The 20,760-nt window shown below is 61.3% G+C and carries 23 protein-coding genes; 7 read left to right on the top strand and 16 right to left on the bottom strand.

Annotation, left to right across the window (positions count from 1 at the left end):
* Window positions 1-157 precede the first annotated feature (157 nt).
* From HRU82_05785 to HRU82_05760, 6 genes are all read right to left on the bottom strand, one after another.
* Window positions 158-958 carry an alpha/beta fold hydrolase gene (locus HRU82_05785; GenBank protein QOJ34489.1) on the bottom strand — a complete coding sequence of 267 codons (801 nt, stop codon included), beginning with the start codon at window positions 956-958 and terminating at the stop codon, window positions 158-160.
* A gap of 2 nt (window positions 959-960) precedes the next feature.
* A complete protein-coding gene (locus HRU82_05780; protein QOJ34488.1) occupies window positions 961-2,256 on the bottom strand; it encodes a hypothetical protein in 1,296 nt (431 codons plus the stop codon).
* A gap of 6 nt (window positions 2,257-2,262) precedes the next feature.
* Entirely contained in the window at window positions 2,263-3,057 is a 795-nt protein-coding gene (gene thiD, locus HRU82_05775) for a bifunctional hydroxymethylpyrimidine kinase/phosphomethylpyrimidine kinase (protein QOJ34487.1), read from the bottom strand.
* 38 nt (window positions 3,058-3,095) lie between these two features.
* Window positions 3,096-4,076, bottom strand: a complete 981-nt coding sequence (locus HRU82_05770; protein ID QOJ34486.1) for a hypothetical protein — start codon at window positions 4,074-4,076, stop codon at window positions 3,096-3,098.
* A gap of 91 nt (window positions 4,077-4,167) precedes the next feature.
* A complete protein-coding gene (locus HRU82_05765; GenBank protein ID QOJ34485.1) occupies window positions 4,168-4,665 on the bottom strand; it encodes a hypothetical protein in 498 nt (165 codons plus the stop codon).
* Window positions 4,662-5,705 (bottom strand): HEAT repeat domain-containing protein, encoded by a 1,044-nt coding sequence (locus HRU82_05760; protein QOJ34484.1) that lies wholly within the window; start codon window positions 5,703-5,705, stop codon window positions 4,662-4,664. The genes HRU82_05765 and HRU82_05760 overlap by 4 nt, the downstream gene beginning before the upstream one ends.
* A 99-nt stretch (window positions 5,706-5,804) precedes the next feature.
* Here HRU82_05760 and HRU82_05755 point away from each other — a divergent pair, with 99 nt between their 5' ends.
* A complete protein-coding gene (locus HRU82_05755) occupies window positions 5,805-5,969 on the top strand; it encodes a hypothetical protein (GenBank protein ID QOJ34483.1) in 165 nt (54 codons plus the stop codon).
* Between the two features lie 142 nt (window positions 5,970-6,111).
* Here the strand turns inward: HRU82_05755 and tenA are convergent, their stop codons facing one another.
* From tenA to HRU82_05710, 9 genes are all read right to left on the bottom strand, one after another.
* Window positions 6,112-6,780, bottom strand: coding sequence for a thiaminase II (gene tenA, locus HRU82_05750; GenBank protein QOJ34482.1), 669 nt, complete (start codon window positions 6,778-6,780; stop codon window positions 6,112-6,114).
* Window positions 6,781-6,808: 28 nt separating this feature from the next.
* The gene (gene sthA, locus HRU82_05745; GenBank protein ID QOJ34481.1) at window positions 6,809-8,212 is read right to left on the bottom strand and encodes a Si-specific NAD(P)(+) transhydrogenase; all 1,404 of its coding nucleotides are present in this window, start codon (window positions 8,210-8,212) and stop codon (window positions 6,809-6,811) included.
* Between the two features lie 6 nt (window positions 8,213-8,218).
* Window positions 8,219-8,902, bottom strand: coding sequence for a thiol peroxidase (gene tpx, locus HRU82_05740; GenBank protein ID QOJ34480.1), 684 nt, complete (start codon window positions 8,900-8,902; stop codon window positions 8,219-8,221).
* A 70-nt stretch (window positions 8,903-8,972) separates the two neighbouring features.
* On the bottom strand, window positions 8,973-9,938 hold the full coding sequence (locus tag HRU82_05735) for an alpha/beta hydrolase (GenBank protein ID QOJ34479.1): 966 nt from the start codon (window positions 9,936-9,938) through the stop codon (window positions 8,973-8,975).
* A gap of 3 nt (window positions 9,939-9,941) precedes the next feature.
* Window positions 9,942-11,924 carry a sodium-extruding oxaloacetate decarboxylase subunit alpha gene (gene oadA / locus HRU82_05730; GenBank protein QOJ34478.1) on the bottom strand — a complete coding sequence of 661 codons (1,983 nt, stop codon included), beginning with the start codon at window positions 11,922-11,924 and terminating at the stop codon, window positions 9,942-9,944.
* Between the two features lie 69 nt (window positions 11,925-11,993).
* Entirely contained in the window at window positions 11,994-13,412 is a 1,419-nt protein-coding gene (gene accC / locus HRU82_05725) for an acetyl-CoA carboxylase biotin carboxylase subunit (protein QOJ34477.1), read from the bottom strand.
* Between the two features lie 163 nt (window positions 13,413-13,575).
* A complete protein-coding gene (locus HRU82_05720; protein QOJ34476.1) occupies window positions 13,576-14,031 on the bottom strand; it encodes an IPT/TIG domain-containing protein in 456 nt (151 codons plus the stop codon).
* 12 nt (window positions 14,032-14,043) lie between these two features.
* Window positions 14,044-14,868 carry a substrate-binding domain-containing protein gene (locus HRU82_05715; protein ID QOJ34475.1) on the bottom strand — a complete coding sequence of 275 codons (825 nt, stop codon included), beginning with the start codon at window positions 14,866-14,868 and terminating at the stop codon, window positions 14,044-14,046.
* Window positions 14,869-14,970: 102 nt separating this feature from the next.
* Complete coding sequence (locus HRU82_05710) at window positions 14,971-15,288, bottom strand: zinc ribbon domain-containing protein (protein ID QOJ34474.1); 318 nt, start codon at window positions 15,286-15,288, stop codon at window positions 14,971-14,973.
* 122 nt (window positions 15,289-15,410) lie between these two features.
* Here HRU82_05710 and HRU82_05705 point away from each other — a divergent pair, with 122 nt between their 5' ends.
* From HRU82_05705 to HRU82_05690, 4 genes are all read left to right on the top strand, one after another.
* On the top strand, window positions 15,411-15,587 hold the full coding sequence (locus HRU82_05705; GenBank protein ID QOJ34473.1) for a hypothetical protein: 177 nt from the start codon (window positions 15,411-15,413) through the stop codon (window positions 15,585-15,587).
* Window positions 15,588-15,731: 144 nt separating this feature from the next.
* Window positions 15,732-15,935, top strand: a complete 204-nt coding sequence (locus tag HRU82_05700; protein QOJ34472.1) for a hypothetical protein — start codon at window positions 15,732-15,734, stop codon at window positions 15,933-15,935.
* 79 nt (window positions 15,936-16,014) lie between these two features.
* Complete coding sequence (locus tag HRU82_05695) at window positions 16,015-16,854, top strand: DMT family transporter (GenBank protein QOJ34471.1); 840 nt, start codon at window positions 16,015-16,017, stop codon at window positions 16,852-16,854.
* 19 nt (window positions 16,855-16,873) lie between these two features.
* Window positions 16,874-17,344 carry a hypothetical protein gene (locus HRU82_05690; GenBank protein ID QOJ34470.1) on the top strand — a complete coding sequence of 157 codons (471 nt, stop codon included), beginning with the start codon at window positions 16,874-16,876 and terminating at the stop codon, window positions 17,342-17,344.
* Window positions 17,345-17,390: 46 nt separating this feature from the next.
* On the opposite strand, the gene HRU82_05685 is transcribed toward HRU82_05690, so the two are convergent.
* A complete protein-coding gene (locus HRU82_05685; GenBank protein ID QOJ34469.1) occupies window positions 17,391-18,413 on the bottom strand; it encodes an acyl-CoA desaturase in 1,023 nt (340 codons plus the stop codon).
* Between the two features lie 348 nt (window positions 18,414-18,761).
* Between HRU82_05685 and hemE the strand changes: the two genes are divergently transcribed.
* Window positions 18,762-19,787 (top strand): uroporphyrinogen decarboxylase, encoded by a 1,026-nt coding sequence (gene hemE / locus HRU82_05680; GenBank protein QOJ34468.1) that lies wholly within the window; start codon window positions 18,762-18,764, stop codon window positions 19,785-19,787.
* Window positions 19,788-19,811: 24 nt separating this feature from the next.
* Window positions 19,812-20,756, top strand: coding sequence for a ferrochelatase (locus tag HRU82_05675; GenBank protein ID QOJ34467.1), 945 nt, complete (start codon window positions 19,812-19,814; stop codon window positions 20,754-20,756).
* The last annotated feature ends 4 nt before the right edge of the window (window positions 20,757-20,760 follow it).

Genomic DNA, 20,760 nt, shown 5'->3' with positions numbered 1-20,760 from the left:
AAGGAGGAGAGCAACCGGTATGCCAGATCGCATGTGAGCAATGAGCGACAGAAACCCGCGTGAGACGGCTATTTCAACTCATCAGGGATAGCCGGCTGCGTTCATTCTGGCACTGAGTGCACAACTTGGGGCGCGGGGTGCAGGAAGAACCCTGCGGTTAGGAGGAGGAATGGTGAATGACCCAGTCGGTCAGCAGGGTCAACATGCGTTCGAAGTCGGTCTCTCGTGTAAACCGATGATCGGCACCGGGCAAGATCTCCAATCGTTTGATGCCCGCGAGGGCATCGAGGAGTCGACGGCTTTGATGGAGCGGGACATATTCATCCGCGTCCCCTTGGGCGATCAGGGTCGGCGTGGTGATGGTGCGGGCCGGTTCATAGGCGATGCGTTGCAGGCAGTCTTCATAAAAGGCAAAGTCGAGCGGAATACGCCGGGGGCCTCCATGGAGGTCGGGAATGCTGTTGGTGGCTTTCCATTGCTGAAGCCCCTGCTCGCCCAACTCCAGCAGCAGTTCTTCGCCGAAATCGACGACCGGACACTTCAGCGCAAGGCAGGCGAGCGGAGGAACAGAGTCCGGCTGCGAGCGATGTCTGGTCATCCATTCGGCGGTCGCGAGAATCGATAGAAGGCCGCCGAAACTGGAGCCGACGAGGGCCAGCCGCCGGTACCCGCGGTTGACCAGATAGTCCAACGCGGAGCCTGTTTGCCCGACTCCTGTCGTGGTGGTCAGTTTCGCGAAGGGGCCTTCGCTGTCCCCGTGACCGAAACAGTCGAATCGAAACGTTGCAACCCCGCGGCTCGTGAGACGCTGAGTGAGGGCGAGATTGCTGCTGCTATTCTTATGGGACAGAAATCCATGGCAGAGCAGGGCGACGCGATCCGTCGGTCGATCCGGTGTGGCGAGCACCGCGGCGATGCGGTGGCCGAGCCGGTCTTGAAATGAAAGGAGCTGTTCCATCGTCAGGCACCCTTGTGGTCTCGTTCGCTCGTCGGATAGGTTCCCACCACCTGGACGATTTTCATCGTGACCAACGTTATGTGGCCCAATAACAGGCTCAAGCTGATCCAGGTGAGGCTTTGAACCCAGGGCGATGAGAGAGGGACATTCCAAATGACCGACGCCACCAGCACCAACCCCAAAGTGCCGAAGCTCAGGCCGGCGACCTGCACGGCCCGCCAGCGATCCATGGTGTGAGCCAGGCGTTCGTGGTAGACCGACCGCTTCTTGTGGCTAACTACCCGCTGCGCGGCCAGCAGGGCGGGCAAGGCATAAGAGAGCGCACCGACCATCGCTTGGACGAACAGGCCCAAGAATCCGCTGTGCGTATAGGCGACCAGATGGAGTGTGCCATAGGGCATGGCCGGTGGCGTCCACAGCGAATTGATCCCCACGGCGATGCCCAGGATCGTGAAAAGGAGGAGGAAGAAGACTGCCGTCATGAGGTGATCACTTCCGGCCGAGCCCGGCTGACCGGCTTGTTTCCAGGTGAGGAACAGGTTCGCCGCATAGAGGGCCAAGGTGGCCACGAGAAAGCCGCCGGCCACCAGCTGGATGGGGATGGAGGACAGCAGAAACCCCGTGAGCAGTCCTGCCACACAAGCCGGTAAGAGGAGGAGTGCCACCTGGCCCAGGCGCGCACTGTAGAGCGGCTGATGCAATAAGGCGGGCAGCGCCAATTGCAGGGAGCCGACGACCGCGAGTGTGAAAAAGATCAGCAAGCTCCCATGGATATGACCTAAACGGAGTCTGCCATGTTCAATGGGAACCCAGCCCCCGGCGAGCAATTCTCCTAAGACCAGACTGCCGAACAGGCCCGCACATGCAAATCCGAAAAAGAAGGTGACCAGTGGAGTACGGTCCGGACGTGTGGCGAGGGCGAGAAACAACCGCCGGGTGACGGGTGCGAACAGGAATAGAAGCCCGAGGCCGGCCGGCAGGGTCAGGTTCGGTTGGCGCAGCCACGTCCCGACGGCCAAGGCCAGGACGGCGAGGTTCAAGCCCAGGAACAGTCCGGGTTGTTTGGGTCGTTTCGAATCGGGGCCGGACAACTCGACCACCGTCAGAGCCAACCCCAGGAGCAGCTGCAGCAGACCCCCGACCAGCGCGCCGTGCACGTGCAACAGGCGAAACCCATAGGGCAGCGGAGCCCCGCGCACGATGCCGAGAAAGGTGGCCCAGCCCAGTAAGGTCGATAAGAGCAGCCAGATCCATCCGGCCAGAAGAAGTGAAAGCGGTGATCCAAGGATGCGAGCCATAGGCGACTAACCCTGATTCAGAAAAAAGAAATGGTTGGTTGGTCCTTTCCCATGTCCGATGGCCAGACTATGTCTGATGGCCTCGGTCAGGTACGTCTTGGCGGTTTGGACCGCATCGGCTATGGTCTTCCCGCGCGCCAGATGGGCTGCAATCGCCGACGCGTAGGTGCAGCCGGTGCCATGGGTATGCGGGGTGTCGATGAACTCCCCCTTGAAGACATTGAAGAAGCGGCCGTCATAGAGGAGGTCGGTGGCGCGATCGGTCGGTAAGTGCCCGCCCTTGATGAGCACATGGGCGCAGCCGAATTGATGAATCACTTTGGCGGCACGTCGGGCGTCGGCCAGGGACGTAATTTCGATACCGGAGAGCTGCTGGGCCTCGTGGATATTCGGTGTGACCAGCAGGGCCAGTGGGAACAGGTCCTTCTTCATGACATCGACGGCCTCGGGCTTCAGCAGGGCCTGCCCGCCCTTGGCGACCATCACCGGGTCTACCACGAGGTTGGTGACCTGCTGCGGTTTGAGCAGCCGTACCACCGTGCGAATGATCTCGGCCGACGACAACATTCCAGTTTTGACCGCCGCCACGTCAAAATCATCGAAAATCGCATCCAGCTGCGCCGCCACACTCGCGGGAGGAACTTCGAAGACATCAATCACTTCTTCCGTGTTTTGAGCCGTGAGAGCTGTGATCACGGACATGGCGTACACGCCGTTGGCCGACAGGGCCTTGATGTCGGCTTGAATCCCTGCTCCGCCGCCCGAATCTGAGCCCGCTATCGTCAAGACTTGTTTGATCATTGGCTGTTCCCTGTGCAAATGGTTCCGAAGCGATGAATTTAGGGTGCGGGGGGCGTGGGGTCCTGCGTGGCCGTCGGCTCCGGTTCTGAGGCAGGCGCGACTGTGACGGTCAGGCCGTCCAAGGTGAGGATGCGGTCCTGCCGAGGTGAGGCTTCCCGATAATGCAGCGAGACGGTCCCCTGGACGGATTTGTCTTGCATGGGAAAGACCAAGTTCGCGCGCTGTTGCTGCCGAGGGAGGATTTCCATCCCTCTGGTACAGAGTCCTTCACGTTGATGGGCAACGTCCAGCATCCACTGTGTCCCCTGTTCGTCCTGCAAATAGGTGTCTTGAAGCTGACAGAGGATTTTTACAGGACGAGCGGAGCGGTTTTCAAATACCAGATCGAGTGCGATGGAACCGTCCCGCTGGGTGATGTCGATGATGTTGATCGAATAGATCTCGTTTTTGCTCGCCCGCAACACCGGAATCGTGGGAATGATCGGTTTCGGCTGCGTGGCGGGATCCGGCGGTTGGGCCGCCTGCTTCAGGAGGGCCGACAGCGGGCCAGCCTTGGGGACGGTGGCTCTGGCCGCCCCGACTGGGGCTACGGTATAGGGCCCGATCAGCTTGGTGGTCACTTGCATCCCCTCGGGCAACTCGCGGTAACTGCCGGTGACAAACAGATCGGCACGCAGCGCCTTGGCCACTTTCTTGGCCGCCTTGGCCTGCGATGCCTCCAATGCGGTCAGCGCGTGTTTGTGCATGGTCGCGAGCAGGAGGTTATGGTCGACGATCTTCAACTCTCCGGCGACGAGCAAATGCGTTGCCAATTCCTCCGCCAAAAACCGGCCGATCGGCGTGACCGCACCCTTCTCATCGACGAAATCCAGCACCGCGAGGCGATCTTTCTTGAGTTTGATGGCTTCGGCCGCCACTCCTTCCGCCAACTCCTTGAGGCTGTCCTCATACTTGGAGGCGGCCCAGGCGGATACGTCGCAGTAGGACAGGAGTGCGATCAACCAGAACAGGCGTGTCATTGGTACGGGCTCTTGGCGAGACGCATCAGCGTCACATTATACCCACGTCGCCGATGCTGTCCAGCCTGGGCCTGGGCAGCGGTGACGGAGGTCACTCAGCGCTCCCTGGCACCAGCCATCGTGCGGCCAGTCGCCCCAACGCATAGCCGACCGGGAGGGCACACAGGAGCCAGACGGGGAGGAAGAAATACGCCAGGGCCCCCTGCGCATCCGGATGGACGAGGACTTCGATATGGGTCCAGGTGGCTAGGGCCACCATAACCACGCTCGCACAGGCGATCCCATAGGCCCGTTGTCGAGGAATATGCGCCGGTACAATCGGGGCCTTGCCCAGGTGCAACAGGATCGTCAGGGCGAGTGCGATAAAGGGGACGGCCGTCAGCAGGCCGACTAGAAACAGATTGTAGCCCGGTGCGAACAGGTGCAGCGTGAAGGTGTACCAGGACTGAAGCCAGGGTACCCCGCGCACCAGATAGTCCACACCTAGCATGATGCCCCAGGGGAGAAGAAGTCCGCCGAGCACGGCAGCCCAAAAGCCTGTACGGGTCAGACGGGCCAGCCAGGGTGAAATTGGGGGCGTGGTGGTCATCGGCTGAGTCCCTGTGCTGCCTGTCCTGGAGAGGTTGGTGACGGATCGATCGCCGCCAAGGCCTCTGCGATGCTCGCCTGCACCACTGGGTCACGGTCTTCGCGATGCCGCTGCAGAACGGTGGTGGCGGACTGCGCGGCAGGTCCCATTGCATGGATCGTCTGGGCTGCCAGGTATCGAATGAACGGCTGGTCGTCCTCAAGCAACGGAAGCACGGCCGAGAGGGCCTCATGGGCCGCCGGGCCGAGTTGCGCGAGCTGGTGCAGCGCGTACTCGCGCGCCGTTCGATACTGAATCATCATGGCGAGGGCTCGCGCTGGAGAGGGGTCCTGTTTGGACCGTTCGATGGCTCGACCGGCAAGGGTCGCTAATGTGGGATCGCCGCTAGTGAGCACTGCCGTCAGAGCGGATGCTGCCTCCTCCGGCACCGGAACCATAAAGGCAAACTGGGAGACGGCTCCATGCCGCACGATGGAGGAGGCATCGTGCAGGCCTTCCACTAAGGCCGCCGTGATGAGAGGGGCGGGAATGCCGATGCTTCCGAGGGCCGCCAGCGCGTTCCGCCGAACAAGGTCATCGGGATCGTGCGCCGCCGTCAACAGGGCGGGTACGGCCGGCTGTGCGACCGGCCCGAGGCTGCCGAGCACTGCCGCGGCGGTCCGGCGCTGCTGAGCATCCTGATCCTGCAACCTGGAACTGAAATGAGTCATGACGTGTCGCGCCGTGGTTAGGTCGATGGACTTCAGGGCGGCGGCCGCCGTCGTGTTGGCATGTTGGTTCACGTCTCTGGTGGCTTGAGCCGACAGCGCCGGCGCAGCGGCCTGGGCTGCCTGGCCGATGTGGCCCAGTTGCTCTGCCGCCGCCACCCTTGTCGACGGATCGTCATCGCCGAGCATTTCAATGAGGCTTGGGACGGCGCGCGCACCGGTCGAAAGCCAGTACCAGAGCGCCAGGAGTCCCATCACCAGCAGTAAGCCGCCGAGATGCAGGCCGACTTCACGTGGCGTCAGGACGGTGGCTGATGAGGCACGGTCGGTCATGGAAATGGCCAGGCTCCACCTAGGGATCTACCGGGTAGTCGGCGAGTCTCCACCGGGACTAGCATGAAAGGAGGACCACCAGGAACACAGGAGGTCACCATGCCTGTTTTCTTTCTTCTCGGCTTAACAATTCTCGTACTCGTGATCGCAGTTTGGGCGACGGTGGTGGAGGAGGACGAAATTACGACGATGATGGACGAGTCGGCGCCTGAACAGGAGCCCGAACCCTACGAGGAACCGTACCGCTATCCGAAAGCGAGTTAAGTGTTCCCACTTCCTGCGTGATGGGCTATAGATAGATTGCTGTGAGCAGGGAGGAACCATACTACCCGCGTTCAACGAGGGCCTTCCGAGGCCGCGCGTTGCGCGAGCAAGGGGGCAGGCCTGCCACCTGTTTTCTTGCCCCTTACACCGGCCACTTCTCCTCATTCCAGGCCATCTCCCAAAACATCCACTCGTATTTCGAGCTGACGATGAAGGCCTGTTCCATCCTTTTCTTTTCCTCATAGCCCGCCACGCGGGCCCAGGCGTCCACCTTGGCGCGCATCCATTCCTGCACGGCTTCGAATTCCGGAGAAGCGTAGAGTAGCAGCCAGGCGCGGTAGGGATGTTTGGTCGAGGGTGGACCGTCTTGGAGCAGGTGTTTGCCGACCACGCAATAGATCCAGGCACAGGGCAGGGCGACCACCGCGATTTCGGTGGCGGTGCCCCCTTGGGCCACGGCGAGCATGTGGCGGGTGTAAGCGTAGTTGGTGGGGGCCATCGGCTCGTTGAGCATGGCCTGGGCGGACAGGTTCCAGCGCTTGCCGTAATTTTCGTGCAGGCTGCGTTCGACGGTAATGGTTTCTTCGGCCAGCTTGGCGAAACGGAGGGCCGATTCGGAGTCCGGTGCGCGCAATGCCCCGGCAGCGAAGACCTTGGCGAGGTCACCGAGGAAACGAGCGTCTTGCAGAATGTAGTAGCGGAATTTGCGTTCGGGCAGGGTGCCCTTCCCCAAGGCCACGACGAAGGGGTGCGTCAGCTGGGCGTCCCACACGGGTTGAGCCAACTTTCGAAGATGATTCGAAAACGACATGCCTGTCCTCCTTCATGCGTGCGACGCGTCACGCCCTCGGCGCCCAGGGACGCGGCAGTTGATTGATGCCGTCCAGCGCGGCCACGCGATAACATTCCGCGAGGGTGGGATAGTTGAAGACGGTGTCCACGAAGTAATCGATCTGGCCGTGGTAGGCCATGACGGTCTGGCCGATGTGAATGAGTTCGGTCGCGCCGTCGCCGATGGCGTGGACGCCGAGCAACTCCCGCGTTTTGTTATGGAACAGCAGTTTCAGCATGCCGATCTCGTCGCCGATGAGTTGGCCGCGTGCGATTTCGCGATACCGAGCGATGCCGACGGCATAGGGGATGCCGTTCTTAGTCAACTCATCCTCGTTCCGACCCACCATGGAGATTTCCGGGATGGAATAAATACCGTAGGGCATCAATTCCGATTGTGTCGAAAAGGGTATGCCGAACGCATGGCAGGCGGCGTGGCGACCCTGCTGCATGGAGGTGGAGGCCAACGCAGGAAAGCCAATAATGTCGCCCGCCGCGTAAATATGCGGCACGGCGGTTTGATAGTGCTCGTTGACGCCCAGCCGTCCGCGGGCATCCGCCGTCAACCCCACGGCTTCGAGGTTGAGCGTGGCGCTGGCCCCGATTCGACCGACCGAGTAGAGCACGGTTGTGGCGCCGATCTCCTTTCCGCTCTTCAGCCGTACGATGACCTGTCCTGACGGTTGGGTTTCAACCGACACCACCTCTTCGTTGAATCGCAGGGTCACGCCGATGCCGCGCATGTGGTATTGCAGCGCTTCGATGATCTCCTGGTCGACGAACTCCAGCAGGCGAGGCCGGCGTTCGATGAGGGTGACGTGGATCCCCATGGTGGCGAGGATGGAGGCATATTCCGTTCCGATCACGCCGCCGCCGATGATCGTGATGGACTTGGGCAACTGCGTGAGCCCGAGCATGCCGTCGGTGTCGATGATCGTGCGGTCGTCGAACACGATGTGGTCGGGACGGGCGGGGATGGTGCCGCAGGCGACGACGATGAAGTCAGCCGTGTGTTCGACGCGGTCGTCCGGCATGGTGATGCGGAGCCGGTGTGGATCCACGAAGCTCGCTTCGCCGAAAAACATCTCGACGTTGTTGCGAGCCATTTGATTCTGAATGATTTCGATTTCTCGGCGGATCACGTGGTTGGCCCGGAAGGTGAGGTCTTCCATCGTGATGTCCTGCTTGACGCGATAGCTGGCGCCGTACAGGCCGCGTTGGTGGAAGCCGGAGAGGTAGAGTACGGCTTCGCGGAGGGATTTGCTGGGAATGGTGCCGGTATTGGTGCAGACGCCGCCGACGACCTGTTTCCGTTCGACGATGCCGACTCGCTTGCCCAGCTTGGCCGCTTGGATGGCGGCCTTCTGACCGGCAGGACCCGTACCGATGACCAGGAGATCGAAGTGCGCCATGCCGCCTCAGCTCGCCGTCACCAGCGAGCGCGCAAACCGAAAGGCTTCCTCCATGTCAGGCAGTTGCCCCAACTCCGGGGTGATTTGGAGATACCGGACCTTGTTGTCCTTGTCCACCACCAGAATGGCCCGACTGAGGATGTGCAGATCCTTGAGCAAGAGCCCATGGGCCTTGCCGAAATCGGCTCCGCGAAAATCCGAGAGGAACGTCACGTTGCCGATCTTGGCCTCCTCCGCAAATCGCTTTTGGGCGAAGGGGGTGTCGATGCTGACGGTGATGAGTTCCACCATGCGGTCGAGGCCCTTGTTCTTTTCGCTGAGATAATGGGTCTGCTGCTCGCAGACCTTGGTGTCGAGGGACGGGACGACGCTGATGATACGGACCTTGCCCTTGCCCTTGGTTTCGTTGATGTTGAGCAGGGAGAGGTCGGTCTGGACCAGTTTCACGTCTCGTACCTGGTCTCCGACCTGGACGCCCATGCCGGAGAGCATCAACGGCTTACCCTGGAACAGGATATTGTGGCCTTCGCCGGCCTTGGCGCTCCCGTCGGCGACCGGCAACTCTTTGTAGGAAAAGTCTCGGTGGCCGGGAAGCGGAACGTTGCCGCAAGCGCTGAGCCCGAGGGTGAGCACCATCACAAGACCCGCCTGTATCGCAATACGAAATGAAGGAATGGTCGTCGACATCATGGGGCCTCTCTATCAGGATGAGAAAAGGTACTGAGCCGCTCTGTCACTCTATGGCCGAGCGGATACTCTGTCAAGGTTGCAGGAATTCGGTGATCTCTCGATTGACCGCCTGCGGTTGTTCCCATTGTGGGATGTGCCCGGCGTTGGGAATGAGGACGAACCGGGCATTCGGGATGGCCGCCTGCAGATCGCGTCCCACCTGCGGTGGGAACAATCGGTCCTGTTCGCCCCAGAGGACGAGGGTCGGCTGTCGGATGTCGCCGAGCCGCCGAGCGAACTGGTTCTCCCACAGGGGCAGTTGGTCCCGCAGTGAAAACAGCGGGCCGAGGACGTTACCCCGTTGCCGATTTCGGTTGGATCGGTCCAGGACGGTTTGCGTCAGCAAGTTCTGGTTGTAGACGATTTCCTTCAGCACGGCATCCACCGTGCGGCTGCCGAACAGGGTGGTGCCCAGACGAGCGAGCCATAGGGGCATACGTGTGTTCACGGCCCGCTTCATCAGCGGGCTGGAGAGGCGTTCGCGCACACGGTCGGGTAGACCGTCGATCAGGATCAGCCGGTCGACATGCTCGGGATGCGTGAGGGCCATGCCGATGGCGACGCCGCCGCCCATCGAGTTGCCGATCAGCGTAGCCTGTCGAAGGCCGAGGGCATCCATCAGTCCACGGACGGACTCGATCAGGACATCGGGGCGATAGTCCAGCTCAGGCTTGTCTGAAAAGCCCGATCCGAGCAGGTCTGGGGTGATGATGCGGAATCGTTCGGCCAGCGGGCCCTGCTGGTATTCCCATTGCCACATGGACCCGCCGTATCCGTGCAGGAGTATGAGCGGGGGGCCATCGCCGTGATCGAGGTAGGCAAGGCGGTGGCCGCCGACCGTGGCGGTCTTAACCGGTAGACGGTGGATGGCGTCGAACCAGGGGGGGATATCGGGAGCTGCTGCACAGCCGGTCATCAGGATCCCTGTGAGGCACCAGATGAGCAGGCAGCCGAGGATGGTGCCCGAGAGACGAGCAAGCGGCACCGCGAGCCGCACCGGTTACTCCAGTTGAATGACGGTTTCGTCGGTCTTAACGTTGTCGCCTTCCGCGACCAGGATGGCGGTCACTCGTCCGTCCATCGGGGCGGGCACCTGACTTTCCATCTTCATCGCTTCGATGATCAGGAGCGGATCGCCGGTTTTGACCTGGCTGCCCTCGGAAATGAGCACCTTTACGACACGGCCGGGCATGGGCGGCGCCACGTCGCCCGGCTTCGTCGGCCGTGGACGTTTGGGTTTGGCCGTGCTCCCTGGTTCAGGCGTTTCCGGCACTCCGGTGAGCACTTCTTGGAGTGGCTCCAACGACACTTCCTGCAGCCGGTCGTTTACGCGGATGTAGTAGGGTTTCCGACCATCGGTCTTGCGGCCTGAGCCGGAGACCACCACATGGTAGGTTTCGCCGTGCACTGTGATGTTGAACTCGGCCGGTGCGAGTCGGAGGTCGTGCGCGACTGCCGGTCCTTTGGTGTCGGTCGGTTCCAATGGCTCAGGTTGCAGTTCGCCGCGCTCCCGCGCCTCGAAGAAATCCCTCGCGATGGCCGGGAAGAGGGCGAACGACAACTGATCCTCGGGCGTCCGCGCCGTTTCCGGCATTTCCTGCCGAAGTTTCTCGAACTCCGGCTCCAACCGATCGGCCGGCCGGCCCTTGACCGGTTCCTCATCTCCGATGGCCCGCGCCATGATTTCCTTGTCGACCGGTCCTGGTGCGCGACCGTAGAGGCCCAGGAAGTAATTCTTCGTTTCGGTGGTGATGACTTTGTAGCGCTCGCCCTGCTCGCCGGTCAGCACGTTCAGCGTCGCCTGGGTGCCGACGATTTGGCTGGTCGGCGTGACCAGCGGAGGGTATCCCATGTCTTTGCGGACGCGGGGAATTTCGTCCATCACCTCTTTCATGCGGTCGAGTGCATTCTGTTCGGCCAACTGAGCCGCCAGGTTTGACAACATGCCGCCGGGAATCTGCGACGTGAGGATTTCTGCATCCACGCCGGTGAAGTCGCTTTCGAACTGCCGGTATTTCCGTCGAACGTTGCGGAAGTGTTCGGCGATGGGTTGCAGGTCGCGCAGGTCGAGCTGCGTGTCGTACGGGGTCCCCCGGAGGGCCGAGATGATCGACTCCGTCGGAGGATGCGAGGCGCCGCCTGCGAGGGGGGAGATGGAGGTATCGAGCATGTCCACGCCGCCCATGACTGCCATCAGCGCGGACATGGTTCCCATGCCCGAGGTGTAGTGCGAATGGAGATGGATCGGAACGCGCACGGCCGCTTTCAACTTCTTGACCAGTAGGTAGGCGTCCATCGGAGCCAACAGGCCGGCCATATCCTTGATACAGATGGTGTCGGTGCCGAGGTCCTCCAGCCGTTTCCCCATCTTGACGAACCCATCCAGATGGTGGACGGGACTGGTGGTGTAGGAGATGGCGGCCTCCACATGTTTCTCACAGGCCTTCACCTCACGGATGGCGCGCTCCAGGTTGCGTACGTCGTTGAGCGCGTCGAAAATGCGAAAGACATCGATGCCGTTGGCCGCCGATCGTTCGATGAACTTGTCCAGCACGTCGTCGGCGTAATGTCGGTAGCCGACGAGGTTTTGACCACGCAACAGCATCTGGAGCTTCGTATTCGGCATGGCCTGGCGCAGGGCGCGGAGTCGCTCCCAGGGATCTTCTTTCAAGAAGCGGAGGCAGGTGTCGAAGGTGGCGCCGCCCCAGACTTCCAGCGACCAGAAGCCGACGCTGTCGAGCTTCTGCGCAATCGGCAGCATGTCCTCGGTGCGCATGCGGGTGGCGAGGAGGCATTGGTGCCCATCGCGCAACGCCACTTCCGTCAGCAGGAGTTTCTTGCCCGGTGCCGGTTTCAGGTGCAGCTCGGACGCGGCCGTCTGTGCCTTTACGACGGGACGCGCGGCCGCTCGTGAACCGGACGCGGGAGTTTTTTTGGATTGCGTTTTCTTGGGGGCGACTTTCTTCGTCTTCTTCGTTGCCATACTGACGGCCTCTGGCGGCGGATCCGCTTCTGTCTGAGGGTTGAGGGGTTGCTGTCCGGCAGTCGGAGCCTAGAGCCCTTCGTAGGCGGCGATCGCAGCGGAGATCGCCAGCACCAGGTCCTCGGGCTCCTCGGATTCTTCGTATTGATACAGGTCCGGATGGGTGTCCAAGTAGGACGTGTCGAATCGGCCGGCCTGAAAATCCTGTTCCACCATGATGTTCTTCATGAACGGAATCGTCGTCTTCACGCCGCGCAGGACGTATTCTTCCAACGAACGGCGCATGCGGCTGACGGTTTCCTCCCAGGTGCGCCCGCGAACGGTCAATTTTGCCAGCAGCGCGTCGTAATAGGGAGGAATCGTGTAATCGCGGTAAACCGCCCCGTCGATCCGAACGCCGATGCCGCCGGGTGACAGATAGGCCGTCACGGTGCCGGTGCAGGGCATGAAATTGTTCCGGGGATCCTCGGCGTTGATCCGGCATTGGATGGCATGGCCCTGCAAGGTGACATCCTTCTGGCGAATTTCCAGGGGCTTGCCGGCTGCGATGGAAATTTGATTGCGCACGATGTCGATGGCCGTGATCTGCTCGGTGACCGTATGCTCGACTTGCAGCCGAGGGTTCATTTCGATGAAGTAGAACTGGCCTTCGTGGTCCAGCAGGAACTCGACCGTGCCGGCATTGTCGTATTGAACGGCCTTGGCGATGGCGATGGCCGCTTCACCCATCTCAGCCCGGAGTTTTGGCGTCAGGACCAGTGAGGGGGCGATTTCGATCAATTTTTGATGGCGTCGTTGGATGGAGCAATCGCGCTCACCCAGATGGATGATGTTGCCGTGTTTGTCGCCTAGAATTTGGAACTCGATGTGATGGGGGCGCTCGATGTATTTTTCGAGAAAGACGCTGCCGTCGCCGAAGGCTGCCTGCGCCTCGCGCGAGGCCACCGCCATGTTGTCGCGCAATTCTTGATCGGATCGCACGACGCGGAGCCCGCGGCCTCCCCCGCCGGCGCTGGCCTTGATCATGACCGGGTAATTGGTCTGGTGCGCAAAGGCGAGGGCTTCCTCGATATCCGTGATGCCGCCTTCGGTGCCGGGCACGATCGGAACGCCGGCCTGCCGAGCGATCTCGCGCGCCTTGACCTTGCTGCCCATGAGGTTGATGGCCTCAGGGGACGGTCCGATAAAGGTGATGCCAGACGCTTGGCAGAGCTGGGCGAATTTGGCGTTTTCCGACAGGAAGCCGTAGCCGGGATGAATCGCGTCCGCGCCGATGCGCTTGGCGATCTCCACGATCTGCTTCCCGTCAAGGAAGCCTTTGACGGGGCCGGGCCCTACGAGGTAGGACTCATCGGCCTTCTTGACGTAGATGCCGGAGGAGTCCGCTTCGGAATAGATCGCCGCCGTCGCGATGTTGAGTTCGCGACACCCGCGAATGATGCGCATGGCGATTTCGCCACGATTGGCAACGAGAATCTTCCGGAACATGACGGGATCGAGCGAGGGGCGGAGCCGTAGCTCACCTCTGATTCGCCTCCAAAAAGATCGCGTAACCTAGCACAGGATCAAGAGAGTTGTCGAGACGAGGGAAGGGGAAAACCGCAGGCTGGTGGAACCCGGCAGAAGGCCGCGGCCTCCTGCCGGAACGGCCCTATTTTTCCTTAATGAGGAGGGGTTTGGACTGGGCGCTACCTCCGCCCGCCACGACAATGATGAAGGACATGCCGGCCTTAGCTTCCGGCACCACCGCTTCGATGGTGCTGTCGTTCACGAACTGATAGTCGATCTTTTCCCTGGAGGCGGCGCTGAAGGTGACGCCGTGGAAACATTCCTTGGTGCCGAAATTTTCCCCTTTGATCGTGACCTTCTCGCCGGGCTTCGCCTCATCCGGCTCCACCTTGGCGATCGAGGGGCGTTTCGTGCGGTCGCAAACCGGATCCTTCTCCAATTTGGACGCGTCCGAGCCCTTGATCGATTCGGTGCCGAACATGGTAAATCCGGCTCCCTCGACCATTGCCCCTTCCTGGGCATGGGCCAAGATGGAAAGTGACAGGATGCTTCCACTAAGCATTGCGGTGCCAAGGACCGCCGTAAGAATGGCGCGCATGAATGCCTCCTTTTATGGAGATGATGGCTTTGGGAGCGGAGTATAGGATTCGCCGATGATCTTCTGGCCCTCGTCCGTCAGCGCAAACTGTGCAAATGCTTCGACCAACTGGTTCGGCTCCATGCTCGAGAGGAGCAGCACCGGTCGCCGGAGCGGATACCGTCCGTCTTTCACGGTCGGGGTTTCCGGCTCCGCCTTATCGACGGGCAAGAGGCGAACCGGCACGCCGGAGGCGACGGCTTCCAAGGCCTGACCGAGCGACAGATAGGCCACGGCGGAGAGGGGCGGAAGGGTCCCGGCGATGGTTTTGATGACCTTCTCGTCTTTCGGGATGACCTTTGTGCCTTCCGGAATCTTGCCGGTGATGCCTAGTTGCTGCTCGAAGGCGTCGCGGTTGTTTTGATTCCGCGGCCGGTCGATCAGGAGGATTTTTGTGTCAGGCCCGCCCAAGTCCGCCCAAAACTTGAATTTGCCGGAGAACAATTCGCCGACTTCCTGCGAGGTGACTTCCTTGGTGAAGTTCGAGCGGTGCACCATGATGGCGATGCCGTCCCATCCGATTTGCAAGGCGCGCAGGCCCTCTTCCGGGGTGCCGGTCACGGCAATCTGGGCCTGTTTGCCCTTGACCATCTCGACTGGCTTGGAGTTGTCGTCCCACAGGATATCGACATAGGCCCGGGGGTTGGCCTTTTCAAATGCGCGGGCGAGGGACTCAATCACCGTCTGCTCGGGACCGTTGCCGGCAATCACCAACGAGCCTGCGACTTCAGCCCAGGCCGGTCCGTTCACCAGGCATAACAGCAGCAGACCGACATACAGGCTGATTCGACTATCCATGCTCGACGAGACTCCCTGTCGCTCCTTCGCCGCGTCGGTTCAGGTCCCTGCGTGGAAGGGTGAGTGAATGGGCTCACCGTCCGGGATCCGTGCCGGCGGTGATCACGATTCGTTGTTTCCGGGGGGGGGAGCCGCATCGGCTCCCGACATCATCTCAGGCGTCACGGGCACCCGTTTCCCCATGGCCGGCGGCAGCTTGGAAAACCGATGCATGCGCTCGTTCAACATGCTGTAGGCCTTCTGTTCCTCGTACCCGGTCTTGTGAGAACCTTTGACCTGGGAGGCAAAGGACGAGAGCATACGTGTCGCGCCCATGCCGGTACACTGCGGGCAGACCGTGTCCTCCGGCCGCGCATGCATGGATTGAGTGGCCTCGAACTGGTGTGAACAATGGTCGCAGCGATATTCGTAAACCGGCATGGCCGACTCCTTGAAAGACCCAGGACTTCTACGGTGGAAGCGCTTGACCCTGCGAGTGACTTTGCACTATTGTACCGAATCTTGGCGTGGAAACGCGAGTCACAATTGGAGGATGGATTGAGATGCCAATGTTAATTCGGCGGTACAAGGCTTCCGGCGGGATCATGCAAGAAGAGCGCATCGATGACCCGGATCGCATCGAGCGGTATATGCGCCTGTTCGACAAGGACGATGTCAAGAAGCTCGAGACCGGTGTCAAGACCGTGATCGAGAAGGATGAGTGGCAGCTCCTGCCTTAGCGCAATTCTCTGATTTCATCCCACAACTGAACGGTGATTATTGCGGGACTGCCGCAGGCGTCGGCGCGTGCGTGCATTGCCCTTTCGTCGCGCCGCGTGGTAGGGTGCCCACGAAAGGGTGCAACGGGGAACGGGACAGGAATCATGAGCTATTGGATTCATATCGCACGGGGGATCGATCGAGTGACGCTCCATCGAGATCGCTGCGCGGAAGTGCCCTCCATCGTGTCGAGCAGCGATTTTTGGGAGGGCGGATGGTTCGATTACCCCGACAAGGAACGGGCCTTGGCGGCGATGGAACAGGCCGGCACCACCGACCAGCGAAAGTGCGTGCTCTGCAAACCGTAGGCGGTGATCAACGCCCTGCGCCGACGGTGATGCCGGAACGGTCGCTGGCCGTGCCACACTGACCGAATCCTGTTCGACCATGCCTCAACTTGCGCTGCTCCTCACCACCGTCGTGTGGGGGGCCACGTTTCCAGCGACGAAGGCCGCCCTTGAACAAATCCCTCCGCTCGCCTTTCTCTTCCTGCGATTTCTACTGGGACTTACTGCCGTTTCGTTGGTGCTGTGGGGCGTGCGGCGTCGTCTGGTGCTGGACGCCCTCACGCTCCGCACCAGCTTGATCGCGACCGGGTGGCTCTTTCTCGGGTATGTCCTCCAAACGGTCGGGCTGAAGTGGACCACGGCTTCCAATTCCGCCTTCATCACGGTGCTGTACGTCGTGTTCGTGCCGCTCTATCTGCGGCGACTGAGCGCGCGGACGTGGCTGGCCAACGCTATCGCGATGGTCGGCCTCTGGATTTTGGTCCGGCCGACGGCATCCGCCAACCTCGGTGACCTATTGACCTTGGGAAGCGCGGCGACGTTCGCCGCCCACATCGCCTGCTTGGAGCGGTATACGCGGGTGGCCGATTCAGTATCCCTGTTCCTGTGGCAATTGCTGTTCATGACAGTCGCGCTCTTTGCGGCTATGTGGTGGGAAGTACCGTCGCGTGCGGCCTTCGAGCCGACGCGGGCCCTGTTGGTCGGGTTGTCAGTCACGGGGTTGCTGGCGACGGGGGCCTTCGCCGTGCAGATGTGGGTGCAGCGGCTTCTGCCGGCTCAGCAGGTGGCCTTGCTGTTTGCCGCGGAGCCGGCGATCGCCGCCTGGTTGGCCTGGTATTTTCTGGGTGAATCGTTGGATGTGCAGGGCTGGTTCGGCAGCGCGATGATCCTGGGAGGGGTCTTGTTCGGATCCTGGGCAAAGAGCGAGCCTGAGCCGTGACGCGCTAAGGGAGGATGAGGTGGCTCAGAAATTCGGCAATGGACGATGGGTGCAGGAGGGGTTCCTCGATAACCGGGAAGAAGGCACTGTGGTGGGACGTATGACGTTTGCGGTGTTGGGCCCTGTCGAATTCTATCTCGTCGGCAACTGTCGTGGGGAAATCGCTGGCACGATGATTCGTTTCACGAACAGCCGGTTTGCCGATGAAGACCTGGCCGGCCACGTCCTGAGTGAGGTCGAGATTCCGCAGATCGGCGATGTGAGTCTCATTTCATTCGATCCGCATCCGAACCTGGTGCCGCATCCCTACATCGAATGGTTCTCGATCAGAAAGCAGCACTACCGTATCGAGTTGGCGTCGGAGGATGCATGGATCGTGACGGCGGAAGAAGCGGCGACACTGGATCCGATCAGTCGGGACATTCGGGCGCGGTTAGCGTCGCGCTATGGTCGGACGGAGCGGAGAGACGACGCAGCAGAGTGGGGGTGAGTGCGAGCGACGGGCGGGCGTGAAGCGCCCGCCCGTTCCATCACGCTTAGCGAATTTTGTTCTTGCCTTCCCGTACGTGCACCGGCACGTCTCGGACATCCCAGATCAACCCGACCGCCTGCATCGCCCGCAGCATGTAGTAGGTAATATCGATCTCCCACCAGTAGAACCCCTGACGGGTCGACGCCGCATAGTAGTGGTGATTGTTGTGCCAGCCCTCGCCCAACGTGATAAGGGCCAGGATGAAGTTGTTCTTGCTGTCGTCGCCGGTCTTGTACCGTTGGGTGCCATAGACATGGGACAGGGAGTTGATGGTACAGGTTCCATGCAGCAGCGCGACGGTCGAGACGAAGAAGCCCCAGATGAGCATTTGCGGTCCGTTGGTGCCCAGGCCGGGCGCATAGGTTTCCAACAGCTTGCCGAGGCCGAACATGCCGAACCCACAGATGATCGGGACGAGGGTGTCGAACCGGTCCAGGAATCGCAGCTCCGGGAACTTTGCGAAGTCGCCGATGCTCTTGAGTCGCGGCGGGAAAAACTTCTCCGACGTGATCCAGCCGATATGGGCCCAGAGGAAGCCGCCTTGGCGGACGGAGTGTACGTCCTCCGGCTTGTCCGAGTAGATGTGATGGTGACGATGGTGCCCCGCCCACCACAGCGGACCGCGCTGTGCACAGGAGGCGCCGAGTAACGCGAAGGCGAACTGGCAGGCCCGCGAGGTCTTGAAGGTGCGGTGCGAGAAATAGCGATGGTACCAGCCGGTGATGGCGAACATGCGGACGAAGTAGAACGCTGCGGCGACCCCGACCGCCGTCCAACTCCAGCCGACGATGAACACACCCAGGCAGATGAGGTGCACTGTGATGAGCGGGATGGCCCTGACCCAGTCGACGGTCGCCGGGGCATCGGTACGGGCCTCTTCGAGGCCTGCCCACGAGTCGAACCAGCGCATGACGGAAATCCAGGGAGCCGTACCCTTTGTCGGGACTTCGGGTTTCGAGACCTCACCGACAGGATTTGAAAGCTCACCGGTTTCGGGTAGGGTGAGCGGATGCAGGTCACTACTCATGCCACCTCCAGATTTGCATGGGTGGGAATCGACGAGGAGCTACAGGGTGTCGCGCCGTGGTCCCACTGACGTTACGGTCTCATCGCGGCGCTCGTGACGGGCAGACGGAGAAGGCCGCTGAATGCTTGTCAGACAGTCGTTGTGCCGTTGGCTGATCGAGAGGACTCAGGGTGGACGACACGAGATAAGATTATACACACTTCGCGGGGAAAATGTCCTGAGATTTTTTCGTTCGCCGGCAGTCCTGCCTACGAAACGAGCGCAGAGGGAGGGAAGGGGGTGATTCTCGCAGATGTGCCGACGATGGTTTGACTCCATTCAGACTGCCCCACTACAATGCGCCCCACTATGAACGATCGATTTCTCAAAGCATGCCGGCGCGAGCCGGTCGATTGCACCCCCGTGTGGTTCATGCGCCAGGCCGGCCGATACATGGTCGAGTATCGGCGGTTGCGCGAGAAACATTCGATTCTGGAGTTGTGCAAGACTCCGGAGTTGGCGGCGGAGGTCACGCTCCAGCCTATCGACCGGTTCGCCCTTGATGCTGCGATTATTTTCGCCGACATCTTGCTGCCGCTTGAACCGATGGGGTTGTCGCTGGAGTTTGCCGAAGGCGAGGGGCCGGTGATCCACAATCCCGTCCGAGACAGGGCGGCGGTGGAGCGGCTCAGGATGCTCGGCGACGAGGACCTGCAGTATGTGATGGATGCGATCAGTCTGACTCGACGCACCTTGGCCGGTCGTGTTCCGCTGATTGGCTTTGCCGGCGCGCCCTTCACCCTAGCCAGTTACGCCATCGAAGGCGGAAGCTCCCGCAATTACATTCGGACGAAACAGATGATGTATGTCGATCCGACCGCGTGGCACCGGTTGATGGACACGTTCGCACGCGTCATCACCGGCTACTTACGGCGCCAGATCAAGGCGGGGGCCCAAGCCGTGCAGGTATTCGATAGCTGGGTAGGTTGTCTCTCCGCAGGCGACTATGCCGAATATGTCATGCCGCACGTGCAGCTGATTTTCGACGGGCTGAAACACGAGGGGGTGCCGCTCATTCACTTCGGGACCGGTACGACGGCGATCCTGAAGGCGATGCGGGAAGCCGGGGGGGACGTGATCGGCGTCGATTGGCGCGTGCACCTCGACGAGGCCTGGGCCATCATAGGGCATGACCGGGCCGTGCAGGGGAATCTCGATCCGGTCGCACTGTTCGGGCCGATTCCTGAAATCGAGCGGCGGGTGAGGGAGATTCTCCGTCGGGCTGCCGGTCGCCCGGGGCATATCTTCAACTTGGGCCACGGCATTCTTCCCAGTACCCCGGTCGAGCATGTGGCTGCCGCCATCGATCTCGTCCACAAGCTCAGCGCGCGTTAAAGAGTGACGATGACGATGGGTCGGATGGCTGGATCCCAAGAATCGGTGGCTCTGTTGCTCATGGCCATGGGGGGGCCGGACTGCTTGGATAATGTCGAACCCTACCTCAAGGACGTTCGAAGCGGACGACCTACACCGCCTGAATTGGTGGAGGAGATTCGGGCGCGGTATCGCGCTACCGGCGGCAAATCGCCGGTCCTCGACATCACCCGGACGGTGGCCGCGGCGCTGGAAGACCGACTGAATAGCCTGGGTGGGACGCGGTATCGCTGTTATGTCGGTTTACGGCATTGGCACCCTTACATCAGAGAAGCCTATGCCGCCTTGCTCAAAGACGAACCGGACCGCGTCATCGGCCTCTGCATGGCTCCGCAATATTCCTCGCTCAGCATCGGCGCCTATATGAAAAAAGTGGAGGACGCGCGGGTCGAGCTCGGGAGTGTGCTTCCCGTGAGTTATGTCACCAGTTGGCATCGGCACCCCTTGCTGATCGCGGCGATCGTTGAGAACATCCGCCGCGTGCTGGCGCAATTTCCGGAAGACGTGCGAGCGACGGTCCCCGTCCTGTTCACGGCGCATAGCCTGCCGGAACGCGTGGTGGCGATGGGGGACCCCTATCCACAGGAGGTGGCGGGAACCGTACAGGCGGTCACCCGGGAACTGGGCAATCAGCCGACGCGTTTTGCTTACCAGAGTCAGGGCCGCTCCGGCGAACCGTGGCTGGGGCCGGCGGTGGAAGGGATGGTCGATGAGTTGGCGCGGGAGGGGCAGCGTGATGTGCTCATTGCCCCCATCGGGTTCATTTGTGACCATGTGGAAACCCTCTTCGATATCGACATCGAGTTGAAGCAACTGGCCCGCGACAAGGGCCTGCATCTGGAGCGCATTCCCATGTTGAATGCCTCGGCTCCGCTGATCGACATCCTGGCGTCGGTGGTGGAGGCTCACGAGTCCTCCCTGGTCCAGTAGCGGC

The organism is Nitrospira sp. (assembly GCA_015709715.1).
Taxonomy (GTDB): Bacteria; Nitrospirota; Nitrospiria; order Nitrospirales; family Nitrospiraceae; genus Nitrospira_A.
Note: the sequence above shows the minus strand (reverse complement) of the source record. Positions and strands in the feature narration are given on the sequence as shown.